The organism is Rickettsiales bacterium, assembly GCA_025210695.1.
Classification (GTDB): domain Bacteria; phylum Pseudomonadota; class Alphaproteobacteria; order Rickettsiales; family CANDYO01; genus CANDYO01.
Genome location: JAOARE010000008.1, coordinates 59910 through 77096, shown reverse-complemented (window position 1 = coordinate 77096; position 17187 = coordinate 59910). Strand labels below are relative to the sequence as shown.

17 protein-coding genes and 1 tRNA gene are annotated in these 17187 nt (G+C 33.6%); 12 read left to right on the top strand and 6 right to left on the bottom strand.

The annotated features are described in order from the left end of the window. Positions 1-11: 11 nt before the first annotated feature. From N4A31_00700 to N4A31_00670, 7 genes are all read left to right on the top strand, one after another. A complete protein-coding gene (locus tag N4A31_00700; protein ID MCT4634752.1) occupies positions 12-1082 on the top strand; it encodes a hypothetical protein in 1071 nt (356 codons plus the stop codon). 66 nt (positions 1083-1148) lie between these two features. Continuing rightward, positions 1149-1925: an NAD kinase gene (locus tag N4A31_00695; protein ID MCT4634751.1), complete on the top strand. Its 777-nt coding sequence runs from the start codon at positions 1149-1151 to the stop codon at positions 1923-1925. A 118-nt stretch (positions 1926-2043) separates the two neighbouring features. Next, positions 2044-2604, top strand: coding sequence for an ATP synthase F1 subunit delta (gene atpH, locus N4A31_00690; protein MCT4634750.1), 561 nt, complete (start codon positions 2044-2046; stop codon positions 2602-2604). Positions 2605-2619: 15 nt separating this feature from the next. Continuing rightward, on the top strand, positions 2620-4167 hold the full coding sequence (atpA, locus tag N4A31_00685) for a F0F1 ATP synthase subunit alpha (GenBank protein MCT4634749.1): 1548 nt from the start codon (positions 2620-2622) through the stop codon (positions 4165-4167). Beyond that, positions 4168-5046 (top strand): F0F1 ATP synthase subunit gamma, encoded by an 879-nt coding sequence (locus N4A31_00680; protein ID MCT4634748.1) that lies wholly within the window; start codon positions 4168-4170, stop codon positions 5044-5046. 49 nt (positions 5047-5095) lie between these two features. Further along, the gene (gene atpD, locus N4A31_00675; protein MCT4634747.1) at positions 5096-6529 is read left to right on the top strand and encodes a F0F1 ATP synthase subunit beta; all 1434 of its coding nucleotides are present in this window, start codon (positions 5096-5098) and stop codon (positions 6527-6529) included. Between the two features lie 5 nt (positions 6530-6534). Next, positions 6535-6843, top strand: a complete 309-nt coding sequence (locus N4A31_00670) for a F0F1 ATP synthase subunit epsilon (protein MCT4634746.1) — start codon at positions 6535-6537, stop codon at positions 6841-6843. Here the strand turns inward: N4A31_00670 and N4A31_00665 are convergent. Then, complete coding sequence (locus tag N4A31_00665) at positions 6782-7141, bottom strand: hypothetical protein (GenBank protein ID MCT4634745.1); 360 nt, start codon at positions 7139-7141, stop codon at positions 6782-6784. The two genes, N4A31_00670 and N4A31_00665, sit on opposite strands and share 62 nt — an antisense overlap. A gap of 92 nt (positions 7142-7233) precedes the next feature. Continuing rightward, positions 7234-7944 (bottom strand): M48 family metallopeptidase, encoded by a 711-nt coding sequence (locus N4A31_00660; GenBank protein MCT4634744.1) that lies wholly within the window; start codon positions 7942-7944, stop codon positions 7234-7236. 121 nt (positions 7945-8065) lie between these two features. Here N4A31_00660 and N4A31_00655 point away from each other — a divergent pair, with 121 nt between their 5' ends. Further along, positions 8066-9868, top strand: a complete 1803-nt coding sequence (locus tag N4A31_00655; GenBank protein ID MCT4634743.1) for an ATP-binding cassette domain-containing protein — start codon at positions 8066-8068, stop codon at positions 9866-9868. Here N4A31_00655 and N4A31_00650 read toward each other — a convergent pair. Next, positions 9863-11116 (bottom strand): PIF1 family DEAD/DEAH box helicase, encoded by a 1254-nt coding sequence (locus N4A31_00650; GenBank protein ID MCT4634742.1) that lies wholly within the window; start codon positions 11114-11116, stop codon positions 9863-9865. The genes N4A31_00655 and N4A31_00650 overlap by 6 nt on opposite strands. Positions 11117-11269: 153 nt before the next feature. On the opposite strand from N4A31_00650, the gene N4A31_00645 reads away from it, so the two are divergent. Beyond that, positions 11270-11359 (top strand) — tRNA-Ser (locus N4A31_00645). Between the two features lie 539 nt (positions 11360-11898). Here N4A31_00645 and N4A31_00640 read toward each other — a convergent pair. Next, entirely contained in the window at positions 11899-12546 is a 648-nt protein-coding gene (locus N4A31_00640; GenBank protein MCT4634741.1) for a Tim44/TimA family putative adaptor protein, read from the bottom strand. A 111-nt stretch (positions 12547-12657) separates the two neighbouring features. Here N4A31_00640 and secB point away from each other — a divergent pair, with 111 nt between their 5' ends. After that, entirely contained in the window at positions 12658-13128 is a 471-nt protein-coding gene (secB, locus tag N4A31_00635; GenBank protein ID MCT4634740.1) for a protein-export chaperone SecB, read from the top strand. A 29-nt stretch (positions 13129-13157) separates the two neighbouring features. On the opposite strand, the gene N4A31_00630 is transcribed toward secB, so the two are convergent. Both N4A31_00630 and N4A31_00625 read right to left on the bottom strand, forming a co-directional pair. After that, positions 13158-14060 carry a lipase family protein gene (locus N4A31_00630; protein MCT4634739.1) on the bottom strand — a complete coding sequence of 301 codons (903 nt, stop codon included), beginning with the start codon at positions 14058-14060 and terminating at the stop codon, positions 13158-13160. A gap of 81 nt (positions 14061-14141) precedes the next feature. Then, on the bottom strand, positions 14142-15059 hold the full coding sequence (locus N4A31_00625) for a 50S ribosomal protein L11 methyltransferase (protein MCT4634738.1): 918 nt from the start codon (positions 15057-15059) through the stop codon (positions 14142-14144). A 38-nt stretch (positions 15060-15097) separates the two neighbouring features. Here N4A31_00625 and N4A31_00620 point away from each other — a divergent pair, with 38 nt between their 5' ends. Together N4A31_00620 and xth are read left to right on the top strand one after the other, a co-directional pair. Further along, the gene (locus N4A31_00620; GenBank protein ID MCT4634737.1) at positions 15098-16393 is read left to right on the top strand and encodes an insulinase family protein; all 1296 of its coding nucleotides are present in this window, start codon (positions 15098-15100) and stop codon (positions 16391-16393) included. Beyond that, entirely contained in the window at positions 16390-17187 is a 798-nt protein-coding gene (gene xth / locus N4A31_00615; protein ID MCT4634736.1) for an exodeoxyribonuclease III, read from the top strand. Before N4A31_00620 ends, xth begins: the two co-directional genes overlap by 4 nt.

Here is a 17187-nt window from a genome sequence, read left to right as displayed (position 1 = left end):
AGGATTAAAAAATGTCTCATATTAATACGATACTTGGTTTATATGACTTTAATGATATTCAGCAACATGATTTATTAGCAGCCCTTGATCTAGCTAATTGTAGGATAGAGAATTATCCAACTGCTGAAGAAACTCTAATTGCATTTAGTGATACATTACAAACTTGTTTTCCTAGATTACAAGGAATGGAAAGGCAGCAAATTAGCGATAAATTTATAGATCCAGACTTAAGATTACAACTATTGCCATTACTAACCTCATATACGAATGAAATTATCACTGGTAATAATACAGCTAATAAATTGCTGCTAGGAGCAAGTGAAACTGCTTTCCGAGAAAGAATGAATATTGTGGTAGATATAAATAATGATAATTATCACACCAAAACAATTTATCCGTTGGGTGGAGAGCGTGAGTTATGGGGCGATTATGAACCGATGGCGGTTAATCTTCTGGCCTCTAGAATTGCTGAAGTTCAAAACAGGGACTTCGAAGAATCTAAGATAGAGGTAAATACAAAATTTGCTGAAATTTTTAGCAAACTAGCTGAAATGGAGAATGATAGAATTTCATGTTCTGATAAAAAAATAAGCGATGAAGAAATAAGCCTGGAAGTTAGAAGAGCTAGGAAAGAGTCAATCGAATATTTTACAAGTAAAGGAATCACTTGGCCCACTGAGACTGATATGATGGAAGAGGTGATTAAAGAATATAAAGATAAATTATCCAATATAGAAATTAAGCCGGTGATTAATGCAGGGAAGAAGCTTAGCCCTACAGGAGAGTTAGTTAGACCCAATACCGTAGATACTTACAAAAAAATGTGGGATGTTTATGGTAATGAAATTACTGAGTTTGCTACAAAACAACAGGGAGGAGCATTAGTGATGGCGATTGTATCCAATCAACCATTTGCAAGAAGCCAAGAACAGCAAGCTATAAATTATTTTAATGATAAGCCTATCATTGTTGAGTTAGTGGCAGGAAAGGCTAACTTAGAAAAAATAAATCTCTCTAAATTATTTAGAAGCTTTGCAGAAACTATATACGCCGGTAAAGAAGTTGTTCTAGCAAAGTTATAGCTATAACTTGATTCTTAATTTTCTAAATCATATAATGATAATGTATTGAAAATTATAGTTATCTATATGAAGTATAAAAAAATAGCTATCATTGCTGATGACACCAAAATTGCTCAAGAGCGTTTGAAGCAAATCAATAGCAAATATAACTTTCTAAAATTAACTCCTAAAACAACTGATATTGATCTTATAATAGTATTAGGTGGAGATGGATTTATGCTCCATTGTTTGCATAATTATTTTCATTTAAATGTTCCCGTTTATGGAATGAATTGTGGAACTGTAGGCTTTTTATTAAATCATTTTGAAGTGGATAATTTAATGAAGAGGCTTGAGAGGGCCATGGAAACAATAACTCATCCTCTTGAGATGGAAGCTAGGCTTGTGGATGGATCTAGCAAGACTTACTGTGCAATTAATGAAGTTTCTTTATTCAGAAAATCTAGTCAAGCAGCTGTAATAAAAATTTCAGTGAATGATGAAGTTAGATTAGCAGAACTTATTAGCGATGGTGTGCTGCTTGCAAGCCCTGCTGGAAGCAGCGCTTATAATGCTTCGGTTAATGGGCCTATTTTGCCGATTGGTTCTGATATATTGGCTCTTACCCCGATTAGCCCCTTTAGACCAAAGAAATGGGGAGGTGCTTTATTACCACATACCGCCATAGTTACTTTTACGATATTAGAGTCTGAGTTTAGACCAGTTAATGCGGTGGCTGATTTCTTTGAAGTTAGCAATGTAACTTCTGTTGTTGTAAAAGAACGTCGAGATTTAGCTATTAGGCTATTATTTGATGAGAATCATAGCTTAGAAGAACGAATTTTAAAAGAACAATTTGCTTGAATCAAAAGATGGTATAAAAATCTTACTCTATTCAAACTACCAACTAACAAACAACTATTGCCTCTAATAGTTAAGCATGATAGATTATTGTTGATTGAAAATTCTTTGGGAATAGCACGTGGAAAAATATTTTACAAATGCGGTGAGATTATACTCAACAGCGTTTTTTGAGATTGCTTCTGAGAAGGGAAAAATTTCAAGTTTAGCTAAAGAATTTACTAAGTTAAAATCATGTTTTGTTGGTGATTCTTCAATTATTAAAAATATTGCAGCTCCAGTATATTCTAAACAAGAGCAACAGAAGTTATTGTCTGTAGTTGCTGATAAACTGGGTTTTTCATCGGAAATGATCAATTTTATCTATGTATTGCTTGCAAATAAAAGATTGAAGCTATTTCCACTAATTGCTGATCATTTTGAAGTACTTATGCATGAATCATTGGGAACTAAAATTGTTGAGGTTACGCTCAATGAAGAAGTATCTTTAGCTGAGCAAAAAACAATAAATAAACAATTGGAAGATGTTTTTTCATCTAAGCTTGACTTATCCTTTAAAACAGATGAGAAAATTCTTGCTGGAATTATAGTTAAAACAGATAATAAGATGTTTGATGCATCTTTAAGAACAAAATTTACGAATCTTACTGACTCAGTAACTAAAAAAATGGCTTTATTATAGGGAGTGGCAACTAATATGGATATAAATACATCCGAAGTTTCAAAAATTATCAAAGATCAAATTTCTCAGTTAGGAAAAACTGTAGAATATAGTGAAGTTGGTGAAGTGATTAAAGTAGGTGACGGTGTTGCCAGAGTTTATGGGCTTGATCAAGTTCAAGCTGGAGAGATGGTGGAATTTAGTAATAAAACCATGGGGATGGCCATTAATTTGGAAGCTGATAATGTTGGGGTGATGATTTTTGGTAGTGATAGTAAAATTAAAGAAGGTGATACTGTAAAACGTACCAAAAAAATTATGCAAGTGCCAACAGGAAGGGGATTATTGGGGAGAGTAGTTGATACTTTGGGTAACCCTATAGATGGTCTTGGTCCTTTAAAAGGAGATATAACCTATAAAAGTTTAGATATTAAAGCGCCTGGAATTATTGAAAGAAAATCTGTAAGTGAACCAGTGCAAACTGGAATTAAATCCATAGATGGGTTGATTCCAATTGGTCGTGGACAAAGAGAATTAATTATTGGTGATCGTCAGACCGGTAAAACAGCTATTGCCATTGATGCTATTATTAACCAAAAACAGATCAATAAATTAGATGATGAAAGCAAGAAGCTATATTGTGTATATGTGGCAATTGGCCAAAAGAAATCTACCGTTGCCAAAGTTGTAAAAAGACTGCAAGAAGAAGGTGCCTTAGAATATACTATTGTTGTCTGTGCTAATGCTTCTGATCCTGCACCTATGCAATATTTAGTGCCATATGCTGGTTGCACAATGGGTGAATATTTCCGTGATAATGGCAGTCATGGGTTAATTGTTTATGATGATTTAAGTAAACATGCGGTGGCTTATCGTCAGGTTTCTCTGCTTTTAAGACGCCCACCTGGACGTGAAGCATATCCTGGTGATGTATTCTATCTTCATTCGAGGCTTCTTGAGAGGGCGGCGAAACTTTCAGATGACAAGGGGGCAGGTTCTTTAACAGCTCTGCCAATTATTGAGACTCAAGGTGGTGATGTATCTGCATATATTCCAACTAACGTAATTTCAATTACTGATGGGCAGATATTTTTAGAAACTGAATTATTTTATAAGGGTATTCGTCCTGCTATTAATGTTGGTTTATCAGTGAGTCGAGTTGGATCTGCAGCGCAAGTGAAGGCCATGAAGCAAGTTGCTGGAACGGTTAAATTAGATTTAGCTCAATTTAGAGAGCTGCAAGCTTTCTCTCAATTTGGTTCTGATCTTGATGCTTCCACTAAGAAATTAATTGATCGTGGGCAAAGAATTACAGAATTATTGAAACAAGATCAATATTCTACTTTGCAAATGGAAGAAGAAGTTGCTGTGCTTTATGCCGGTGTTAATGGATATATTGATAATTTAGAAGTTAAACAACTAAAAGAATTTGAACAATCTTTACTAAGAATCTTGAGAGGAAAAGAGAAGAAGATTCTTGATTCAATTAGAAAAGAACAAAAAATTATCGAAGATACGGAAAAGAAACTGAAATCTGTTTTAGATAAATTAATTGGTGAAATGACAAATAAGGCAGCGGTTTAAATGAGCAATTTAAAGCAATTAAAGCTTAGAATTTCAGGAGTAAAATCCACTCAGAAAATAACTAAAGCCATGAAAATGGTTGCTGCATCTAAATTGCTTAAATCTCAAGAACAGAAAGATCAAGCTAAGCCATATGCTGATAAAATGTCTAATATGGTGGGAAATATTGCGGCTTCGGTTCTTGCAAGTGGTGATTCAATACCGCTACTAACTGGAAATGGCAAAGATCAGATGCATTTATTGGTTTTAGTTAGTTCAGATAAAGGGCTTTGTGGAGGGTTTAATGCTTCAATCGCAAAGAAAACTAAAGCCATTATTCAAAAGCTTAACCTTGAAGGAAAAAAATATAAAATATTATGCTTAGGGAAAAAAGCATATGATCAAATAAAGTCTTCATATAAAGAAAAAGTAATTGAAGTTATACCTAGTTTTAGTAACAAGAAACTTGATTATGAACAGGCGGTTGAGCTGTCTCATAAAATAGCCAAATTATTTGAAGAAGATGAATTTGATATATGTAGTTTTGTTTATGCTGAATTTCAAAATGCAATTAAGCAAAATGTTATGGTTCGCAAGTTAATTCCTTTGGTTGATGAAGCTTCTAATGATAATGCGCCGCTTGAGCAATTATATGAGTATGAGCCTAAGCAGCATGTGATTTTAGAGCAGATGTTGCCTTTAAATCTGGCAGTGCAGATATATTATATTTTATTAGAATCTATTGCTAGTGAGCATGGAGCAAGAATGACGGCAATGGATTCAGCAACTAATAATGCTAATGATATGATTGATAAACTAACCTTGCTATATAACCGTTCTCGTCAAGCTGCAATTACTAAAGAATTGATAGAGATTGTATCTAGTGCTGAGGTGGTTTAGGGAAGCAGAATATAAAGAAATTAATGTTGAAAAAGTGAGGAAATAATAGATGACAAAGAATTTTGGTAAAGTTACCCAGGTAATGTCAGCAGTTGTGGATGTTAGGTTTGAAAAAGAAATTCCGCCAATTTTAAATGCTTTGAAATGTAAAGTTGGAAAAAGAGAACTGATTTTAGAAGTCGCCCAACATCTTGGTGACTTAACAGTTCGTGCAATTGCAATGGATTCTACAGATGGACTTTCAAGAGGTGTGGAAGTTGAAGACATGGGAGCGCAAATTTCTGTTCCTGTTGGAAAAGAAGTTTTAGGCAGAATTATGAATGTGATAGGTGAACCTATCGATGGATTAGGGGCAGTGAAAACTAAGAAGAAAGCGCCTATTCACGCTGATGCACCTGATTTTGTTGATCAGGCTACAGCTTCAGAAATTTTAGTTACAGGAATTAAAGTTATTGATCTATTAGCGCCTTATGCTAAAGGTGGAAAAATTGGTTTATTCGGTGGTGCAGGTGTTGGTAAAACTGTTTTAATCATGGAGTTGATCAATAATGTGGCTAAAGCACATGGTGGTTTCTCAGTATTTGCAGGTGTTGGTGAACGTACTCGTGAGGGTAATGATCTTTATCATGAGATGTTAGATTCTAAAGTTATTGACGTGGATGATTTAGAGAAATCTAAAGTTGCTTTGGTTTATGGGCAAATGAATGAGCCACCAGGAGCTAGAGCTAGAGTTGCTTTGTCTGGATTAACTATGGCAGAACATTTTCGCGACAGTGATAATTTGGATGTGTTATTCTTTGTTGATAATGTGTTCCGTTTTACTCAAGCAGGATCGGAAATTTCAACCCTTTTAGGGCGTATTCCTTCAGCTGTGGGTTATCAACCAACATTGGCTACTGATATGGGGGCAATGCAAGAACGTATTACTTCCACCAATAAAGGTTCAATCACTTCAGTGCAAGCAATTTACGTGCCAGCAGATGATTTAACAGATCCAGCTCCAGCTACTTCATTTTCGCATTTGGATGCAACAACTGTATTAAATAGACAAATAGCTGAGATTGGAATTTATCCTGCTGTGGATCCATTAGACAGTACTTCACAAATGTTGACTGAAGAAATAGTTGGCGAAGAACATTATAAGGTTGCCCGTGAGGTTCAAAGAATCTTACAATCTTATAAATCGTTACAAGATATTATAGCAATTCTTGGGATGGATGAACTTTCTGAAGAAGATAGAGTTACTGTGGCTAGAGCCCGTAAAATTCAGCGTTTCTTGTCACAACCATTCTTTGTTGCTGAGGTGTTTACAGGAATGTCAGGTAAGTTAGTTCCGCTAAAAGACACTATTGAAGGTTTTAAGGGATTAGTTGAAGGTAAATATGATGATTTACCAGAATCTGCTTTCTATATGGTTGGTTCAATAGAGGAAGCTGTGGCTAAAGCAAGAAAAATGGCAGCTGATGCAGTAGAAGGGATTTAAAGAAAATGACTAGAAAGGAACATGAGGGTAATAATACAAACTCGCTTAACGTGGAGATAATTACGCCTACATCTTCTTTTGAATTTAAAGATGCCCATATGGCAGTGATGCCAGGGGCTAAAGGAGAATTCGGTGTTTTACCAGGCCATGTTCCGTTAATTTCTGGTCTTGCTCCAGGTATTGTTACCGTTTTTCAGGGCAATCATATGAAAGTAGTGGGCCGCGTTAATATTTCATCTGGCTTTGTAGAAGTTACAGGGAAAACAGTAGTGATCCTAGTAGAACAGGCTGAAGATGCTGGGCATCATCATTAACACAATCAAAATTTATAGCGGGAGGGGCATCTTGATCTTGCTCTAAACAAGGGTTTAGAGCATCTCTCAAGACTTCAAAAAATGAAGATGCTTCTTCTCTTTCTGGAGGATCTTCTATCCCCTGAGCATCATCATCTGGAGGAGGGGGAGGATCATTATTAGTTATATTATGCCATAATGGATCTGATTCTTTTTTAGAAGTTTTATTATATGTTATTTCTATTGGCAATGCTGAAACTACAAATAAGCTAAATGTGTCTAAGGCTGTATTCATTGTTTTTATTACATAATTTATCATATTTATTTTTTCTATACAATTTAGTTAATTTGTTTTAGTTTTCTATTAAATAGCAGTGGGTACTTATATATTGATTTTCTTCAATAGTCAATCTAAATTATTTGATGAAGAGTTTTACCATTCTTCTTTAGCCATAACCTGGCTTCATGGTGATTGGGGTAAGTTTTTTCAACTAGATGCCAGAATCTATGGCTGTGGTTCATTTCAATTAAATGGCATAATTCATGAACTATCACATATTCCATCACATTTTTTGGGGCTAATATCAAGCGCCAAGAAAATGATAAGGCTCCACTTGAGGAGCAGCTTCCCCAACGGCTGCTAGTGTCTTTAATAGATATTCTGCTGTATTTAACGTCTAGTTCTTGTGCTTTTACAAAAGCATATTTTTCCACTTCCATTTTCATTATTTTCTTTAAATGAAAGGTTAGAATTGAAGTTATTTTATCATTTGCAACAACATTAGAAATTATCACTTTATTATCTCTAATTTCGATGGGCTTAGAGATGTTATTATCATTTAAAATCAACTCATGTTCTTGGCCAAAGATTGAGATGGATTTAGGTTTATCAGCTATAGGAACGGGAGTTTTAGTTTTTCTAAGTTTATTTCTTATCCAAAGCTCTTTTCCGATTAGGAATTTATGGGCCTGAGAAAAACTTGCTCGTTTGGGAAGAATTAACTCAACCTGGTTAGTGGGGGTTATTCGTATGCAGATATGTTTAGCTTTTAGACTTAGTCTTGCTGTAACTTCTAAAACGTTAGGTTCATTGCCTAGCTTTATAATCTGAACATTGGTCATATTTTTTGTAAGCAGGAAAAATTATTTATAATTCTTAATTTATAGCAAATTATCTTGATTATTGCTAGATATGAAAATTTAGCTATACTTGTTTTTTGTAATAAATTAAGATTAATCTCTCATGTCTTTACCGCTTTTTTATTTTAAAGATTTATCTCTAAGTTTTGGTCAAACTCCATTATTTTCAAATATCTCTGCTCAAGTATCTGCTAAAGATAGAGTATGTTTAATTGGAAAAAATGGTAGCGGGAAATCTACTTTATTAAAATTAATGGCAGGAGAAATAGAGCCTGATCAAGGTGAGTTATATTATCATCCAGGAATTAAAATAAGCTATTTATTGCAACAGCCAGTGATTGAACAAGATCTAACTATTTATCAATATGTGCTGCAAAATATTTCTCTTAAGAAGGGTGAAGAATTAGAGCAGAAATCATATCTAGCAGATATTATTTTAGAAAAATTACAGCTTGATGGAGAAAAATATTTAAGCAAGCTTTCAGGTGGACAATTAAGAAGGGCAGATCTGGCCAGAACTTTGGTGATTGAGCCAGATTTATTATTTTTAGATGAACCAACCAATCATCTAGATATTGGTTCGATTGAGTGGCTAGAGGGATATTTGAATAATTTTTCTGGTGGTTTGATAGTTGTTAGTCATGATAGAGCATTTTTGCGCAATATTTCTAATAAAACCATTTGGCTTGATAGAGGAAAGCTGCTTTACAATAAACTAGGATTTAATGATTTTGAGCGTTGGAGTGAAGAGACTTTCGCTCAGGAGGAGAGAGAACTTATAAAGCTTGGTAAAGAATTAGATAAAGAAAATATATGGCTTCAACAGGGAGTGACGGCAAGGCGAAAACGCAATCAACAGCGGTTACAAAATTTATATGAGCTACGGGCAAAATTAAAAAGTGATAAATCTAGATTTGGTAAAATTGATAATGGTATAAAATTAGACTCTCTTGCTTTAAATAATAGATCTAAGTTATTAGTTGAGATGGAAAATGTGAGTTTTGAATTTCCTGAGAGAAAAATATTTAAGCCATTTTCTTTAAGTATATTGAAGGGTGAAGTGATAGGGGTAATGGGCTGTAATGGAGCTGGTAAAAGTACCTTGATTAAATTAATCACCGGAGATTTAAAGCCTAGCTCTGGAAGTATTAAATTAGGTCATAGTTTGGAATGTTCTTATTTAGATCAATCCCGCGGTGAAATTGATCCTGAGAAAACTTTATGGGAAACTTTATGTCCTAATGGTGGTGATACCATATTTTTAGGAGGAAGTAAACCTAAGCATGTGGTGGCTTATTTAAAGGATTTCTTGTTTGATGGCAAGCAAGCAAAGAGCAAAGTTTCAACTCTTTCTGGTGGAGAACAAAATAGATTATTATTAGCAAGATTGCTAATAAATCCAGGTAATTTCTTGATTTTAGATGAACCTACTAATGATTTGGATATGGACACACTTGATATGTTAGTGGAGATACTTAGTGAATATAAAGGAACGCTGCTTATAGTGAGCCATGATCGTGATTTTTTAGAGCGCTTGGCCAATAGAACCCTGATTATTGATAATAATCAAGTTCATGATCATGCTGGCGGATATTATGATTATGTTGCTAGCACTAAAAACGTAGTTAAAGAAGCTAAGGTTATTAAAGATCAGCCGAAGAAGGTAAATTCTAGCAATAAACTTTCATATAAATATGAAAGAGAGCTTGAATTGCTTCCGGGGAAAGTTGAAATGCTAATTAGTGAAATAAAAGAACTGGAGAAAGATCTTAGTGATCCAGATTTATACTCTAAAGATCTAGATTATTTTAATGATCTTACTAATAAAATTACTAGCAAAAGAGAGCAGATTGAAGAATTTGAGGTGAGGTGGTTAGAATTGGAAGAGTTGAAAAATAAATTATGATGCATTATAAAATTCTCTAACTTGAGAATTAACTCTGAGTAGGGATGGTTTGAATCCCCTGATATATAGTCCATCTAAAGATTTTACTCTGGAGAGCGCCACATAAGCTTGTCCTTCTGCAAAAACTTTTGAAAGATCGCATAGCACTGAATCTAAGGTCATTCCCTGTGATTTATGGATGGTTATTGCCCAAGCAAGAGCTAAAGGAATTTGCTTTATTGATCCGGTTATTTCAGTTTTTTGGGTGGTTTCATTAAATACTTCAGTATTCCATTCTTCAGGGGTGATAATACAAACTTCACCATTATGAAATTTTACTATTGGAAATTTATTTTTAGTGAATCCAGTTATGATTCCAATTGATCCATTAATAACACCTTGTTTTTGCAGTGTGTTTTTAAGCATCATAACTTGTGCACCGCGCTTTAAAGTTAGTTCTGCTTGGGCCAAACAGTTTTTCTTTAAGAATTCAATAGCTTTTTCTTTTCCCTCTTCGCTCATTTTAAAGGTGACTTCTTCTTCACCTGTGATTTTATTTAACTCTTCAATATTAATTTTATCAGCTTGATAATTATGGGTGGCAAGCATTGTTGGAGCAATATCATCTGCCAAGTCTACTGCCTGACGATGTTGAAGCAATAAAATATCTTCTTCATTTAATGCCGCATGTCGAATGTTATTAAGCAATTGAATAAATTGAAGATCTGATTGGCGAAATACCTCTGTGAGCTCAAACATTTTAAAATCTCCATTCTGCCAAGCATCTGACAGAAAACAGAAGTCCACATTTCCATCTTGGCTAACTGGAGGCAATTGAAAAAAATCTCCAATTAATACCATTTGTATTCCACCAAAAGGCAAATCATTTTGTCTTACTTCTTGAAATACTTGATCGAGCAAATTTAATACCGAGGCAGATATCATAGATATTTCATCAATAGCTAGTAATTTAGATTTTCTAATCTGGCGTCTTATTTTTGTGCCTGGGCCTGAATAGATAAACTTAACAATTTCTGCTGGGGGAAGGGCTCCTTTGCCAATTCCTGCCCATGAATGAATAGTAACTCCACCAACATTAACTGCGGCAACTCCAGTGCTGGCTGTGATATGAATATGGGGAAAATGATCCTTAATTAGCTTTAGAAGAAAAGATTTTCCTGTGCCAGCAGCTCCTGTAATACAGACGTTATGTTTGGCTCTAATTTCATTTAGAATGATTTGCTTTTCTTCAGGAATATCTAGAATCATGTTGAACACATCCTAATGCATTATAATATAGTTTAAGTTACTTAAGTAAAAGAATTTATGCAATGCTTTTATATGGACTTACAATATTAAAGTTGTAAGCTTAAATCATTTGACATATCCCCCCTAATACGTGTAAATTTGAAATCCTCAAACGGAGAGGTGGCCGAGTGGCTTAAGGCGCCCGCTTGGAAAGCGTGTGTACGGGGAACCGTACCGGGGGTTCGAATCCCCCTCTCTCCGCCACTACTAACAGTTGTGTTCCCTCTAGTCGCTGCAATTTATACAGCCAAACAAACCTCCCAAATGGTAGAATTGCTAGTGTTTATGGGCGTTTTCAGTCTCCAATCTCTAAAAGAGGTGAATCGAAATTGGGGTTAAAAAATACTCTGGTGTTACCTTTAGAATTTCTGCAATTGCATAAAGCCTATTTTCAGGTATCTTGCTTACAGAGTTCTCATATTTTTGAATTATTTGAAATGCAACTCCAATCTTTAATGCTAAAGTTCGTTGACTTATTGCCAAATTTTTTCTTCTAGTCCTAATATTTTTGCCGATTAAAACATCCATTTCATTAATTTTATTATCTTGAATGACATTTATCCTATACAACTAATTTATTTTTTACTCACAGAGCAAGATTTAGCAAATGTATTCAAAGCTTTTTCATGTTTGTCGCCTATCTAATTTTGAGAAGTTAGATTTTTCTAGTTTGATATAATTTTACTAGTACAGTTGGTTAGAATGAATAGGCACAATAATAGAACAAAACTTCTATATAGCATTTACACTTTAACCAGTTTCCAATCTTCATTAGAATTTAGCTCTTTACTAAAAGTCCATGTATCTTCCACATTATCAATTTGAGAAACATCCCCTTCTATTATCTCTTCTTTCTTGTTTTTAAGAAGGTTGATTTGTTGGCTATGATAGAATACTTCTATAGATAATGTTTTATTTCTTAGTTTTATATTTTTTATTTCTACTTTTGGTAAAGCTACTAAAGTTAAATTTAAAGTAATTTCATTTTTTATTCTTCTGTCAATTTCACTTATAAACTGTTTATAAGTGTTTTTATCTAAAAGTTTTTCTAAAGTTTGACGATCGTTTTCTGCAAAGGCTGTTAATATCATTTCAAAAGCTTTTTGTGCGCCATTTAGAAACTTCTCTAGAGAAAACTTTTTTTCAATTTTTTTAATTTCAGCTACCACATCTTCAAAACCAGCGCTTAAGCTAGTCTCAATAGGAGAAAGTTCAGAAGAAGATTCATCAACAGTTTTTACCATTGAAGAAATATCTATTATTCCTGAAACATCGTTTTTCTTTGTAGTGTAATGGCTCCCATCATCATCTTTACGGCCAAGTGTTGTGTATAGTCTGTATAAAATAAAGCCGGTTACGAAACCCAATACAATAATATCTGCTGAAAGCATAATAGATCCTCGATAATTTTTTGATTACTTGACATTTATACAATGTAATTTATGATTTTACATCATCTATTTTATAAACGCATTAATTTTAACTAAAAAAGGTAAATAATTATGACAAAAAAAGAGACAACTCCTTCAGAAGCAACAGCTCCATCTGTGGCTATTAACATACAATATGTTAAAGATTTATCATTTGAGAACCCAGGAGCTCCAGCAACTTTAGTGGCTCCAAAAGAGGCCCCACAGATAGAAATAGCTTTAAATCTAGAAGCTAAAGCTATGAAAGAAGACACTCATGAGGTAACATTACAAATTACAGCCACTGCAAAATCAGGGGATACCTCTTTGTTTGTAGCTGAACTTTCTTATGCTGGTTTATTTACCTTAAAAAATGTGGAAGCAGCGCAAAAAGAAATGATTCTTTTAATCCATTGTCCAACAATTCTTTTCCCATTTGCAAGAAGAGTTTTAGCAGATGCCACAAGGGATGGTGGTTTTCAACCATTGATGATAGAGCCTGTTGACTTTGCTAGCTTATATGAGCAACGTAAAGCTCAAGGTGCAGTAGAAAAGAAGCAATAATTTACTTTCTTCTTCTAAAGATAATGGGGTTAGATTCCTTTAGAATTTATCCCCATAAATTCTTTGAACTCTCTTTCCCTCATAACTCTATCACGCATTTGATATTCCTTACGGGAAATCATTCCGGTGGATGATAATAATCTGTCTCTTGCTTTTGTTAAAATTCTTATTAGATAACGACTAAACCCATCATATTCTTTAGCATTTTCTATGGTATGCTGTTTTAATTTGCTTGTAATATTTCGATAAGCATTACTTGAGTGAAGTTGGGCTTTGTAATCTAATAAGACTATTTTTTTTCCGGTATGCTTATAAGCTAGATAAGGAACCATTTCAGGGATAGGGTCTCCCCTCTGTACAACTCTTAAGGTTTTTTTTCCTAATTCTAATTTGTTATAAAGTTTTGCAGTGGCAGGAGAAAATACTCTGGGAGCTCCAAAAGTTACAACATTATCTACTTTAGTATTTTCTATTGGCTTATTAGCGGTAAAATCTAGTGCAGCAATATTAGCCATAGCTCCACCGAGACTATGTCCAGAAAATATTATTGGTTTACTAGAATCTACTTGAGCAAAGGTTTTTATGAGGTTGTCTTTAGAGGCTTTGTATTCTTTTATGAATCCTGCATGCATTAGATAATCTTTTCCTGCAAGTTTCATATTTGATTGATGTATTTGCAAGTCATGAAAAACTTCTTTAGGTTCAGAAAGTTTAGTTCCTCTATAACTTACCATAACATAGTCTTTTGTTTCTATAATTAACCCAGCAGGGTATTTATCTTTATCACCTTTAAAAAAAGGTTTTATTGACATAATATTGTCTGGAGAAATTAATTCTATAATTTTATCTTGATGGTCTGCATAATTCTTAGAATATGTAGCCATGGAAACGCCCCATGCTGTTATTTCTACAGTTCTGTTTGTAAGACCCATAATAATTCAAGACCATAATTGTTTTATAAAATATTTATGTCAGTGTATTATCAAGAGATTAATATTTAATTAATACTCTCCTCATTTCTTTAGTATTAATATAGGCCAATTTTTATCAGAAATTGTTTGTACTAAGTTAAATCCTTGTTTTTTATGGGCTTTTAGAACGTTTTTTATTTGGTCATTTAGAAATCCTGCTAGGATTAGAATTCCTCCCTCTTGAAGGTGAACATAAGCATCATGTGCCATTTCTATTAAAGGGTTAGCAAGTATATTTGCTGTGATTAATTGATATGGGGCATTTCTGCTAACGAATTTTGATTTATATCCATCGCTTTGTTCTGCAGTAATAAATCCAGTGCCATTTAAATGAAAATTCTCTAGAGCTACATTAATGGCTTGTTCATCTACGTCCACAGCTGTAATTTGGTAGGGCCATAATTTTGCCATTGCAATTGCTAATATTCCAGATCCGCATCCCATATCTAAACAGTTGATATATTTATTTTCTTTTAAATTAGATAAGGCTTTTAAGCAATTGCTCGTGGTTTCATGCTCTCCAGTGCCGAATGCTCTACCTGCATTAATTTCTATAGCAATTTGTCCTTCTGGTATTTCTTCATCATAATTTGAATGATGAATAAAGAATAAACCAGACTGAATAGGTATAAAAGTTTTTTGTACTTCACTCACCCAGTCTTTATCATTAATTTTTTTAACTTCTAGACAGGGGGGAGGTATTTTATGTTCTAAAGCAATTTTTGTGGTTTTAGCTTCTATAACTTTAAGATTAGGTTTTTTATCTAAATAGACTTGAATTCTCCATATATCTTCAGGTTTGCTATCAATATTCTTAGTGTAATCATCTTCGAAATATACAATAGTTTCGCTTAATGTTTCAAAAAATTGTAGAAAAAACTGTAAATAAGCAAATTTAATTTGCAGTTCTAGACAGTAAGTAACAGAATTTTGTTGAAAAGGATTGTCGATTGTGTGCATATTATATGGCTACTCATAAAACTTAGGATTATTAAACTTTGACTTATAGCAAAAAATCTTTAGATCAACAACATGAAAAAACTATTTTGCCTGATGGGCTGACAGTTTTAAGTTTAGAAAATAATAATGTGTCTTCTGTGGCTATAGAAATATGGGTCAAGGTTGGTAGTAGAAATGAGTCAATTAATCTAAATGGTATTGCTCATTTTATAGAACATATGAATTTTAAGGGTACTTCAAAAAGAAGCGCAAAGGAAATAGCTGAAGAATTTGATGCTATAGGAGGTTATTTAAATGCCTATACATCTAAAGAGAATACAGTGTATTCAGCAAAGGTTCTTAAAGAATTTTTACCTCTTACCATAGACGTTCTTTCTGATATTATGTTTAACTCTGTATATAATGAAGAAGAGATAGAAAAAGAGAGAAATGTTGTATTGCAAGAATTAGCTCAAGTTGAAGATACGCCAGAGGAAGTGGTTTTTGAGAGTTTTTCTGAAACATCTTTTGCAGGTCAAGCGGTTGGAAGAAGTATTTTAGGGTCTAAAGAGAACATCCTTAATTTTACCAAACAACAAATTATTGATTTTACTAGAAGTCATTATATTGCTCCCAAGATTATTATTGCAGCATCAGGAAATTTAACTCACCAAGAATTGTTGAATTTAGTTTTAGAAAAATTTACTCCATTTCCAGGCTGTAATTTAATAGAAGTAGAGGGCGCTAAATACACAGGTGGATATAATTTTAAACATGACACTAAGTTATCGCAGTTTCATTTAGTGGTTGGATATGAAGGTTTAAGCATACATTCAGATGAATATTATAAACTAGAGATGTTAGCTAATATTTGGGGCGGTAGTATTTCTTCAAGGCTTTTTCAAGAAATTAGAGAAAAAAGAGGTTTGGTTTATTCGGTTGGTAGTTTTTGTCATTATTTCTCAGATTCTGGAGTTTTTGGAGCATCACTTAGTACATCTAGTGATAAAATAGAGGAAGCCTTAAGTTTGTTATCTGAGGAGATAATTAAGCTTACTCATACCATTACCCAAGAAGAAATTGATAGATGCTTGTCTCAGGTGAAATCTTCACTATATATGAGCAGAGAAACAGTAGATAATTGGGTTAGTATAATGGCGGGTAATTATTCTTGTCATGGACGGTATATTCCCAGGGAGGAAATTTGGCAAGGTTATACTTCAATTACTACAGAAGATCTTCATGATATGGCGAAAAGAATTTTTAGCAGTAAAAAGTTAAGTACAATTTCAGTTTTGGGAGATATAAAGAATTTCCCTGATTATCAATCTATACAAAAATTAGTAACTATATGAGAATAGCCACTTGGAATGTAAATTCTGTTCGCATGCGTTTGAATAACATAGAGAAGTTTGTTATTCAAGAAAAGCCAGATATTTTATGTTTGCAGGAAACAAAGGTAACAAATAATGAATTTCCCTTTAAATATATTAAGGACCTTGGTTTTAAGCATATAGAATTATATGGGGGTAAAGGCTATAACGGAGTGGCTACCTTGTCAAAAAAACCACTACAAACTAGTTTTTCATTAAATGTTATTGAAAAGAAAGAGCATCGGCACATCGCTGTGAGACCATATAATGGAATAGAAATTCATAATTTTTATATACCGGCGGGAGGGGATATTCCAGATCCTAATAGCAATCCAAAATTTGCTCATAAATTAAAATTTATGGATGAAACTACAAAGTGGTTTAAAGAAAACAGAGATCCAGCAGATAAGTTGATTATACTTGGAGATTTAAATATTGCTCCACGTGAGAATGACGTATGGTCTCATAAACAACTTCTCAAGGAAGTTAGCCATACTCCTATTGAATTAGAAAAAATGGAGAATTTGTATCAATCATTAAATTGGCATGATGCTATTCGTAGGTTCACTCCAGATTCTGAAAAATTATATAGTTGGTGGAGTTATCGTAATCGTGATTGGGCAAAATCTGATAGAGGTCGTAGATTAGACCATATTTGGGTTACAAAGCCATTGGAAAAGTATATCAAATCGGGATATATTTTAAGGGAAGCGCGTGGTATGGAGCTTCCATCTGATCATGTACCTGTTATACTAGAGTTAAAAGATTTAGATTAA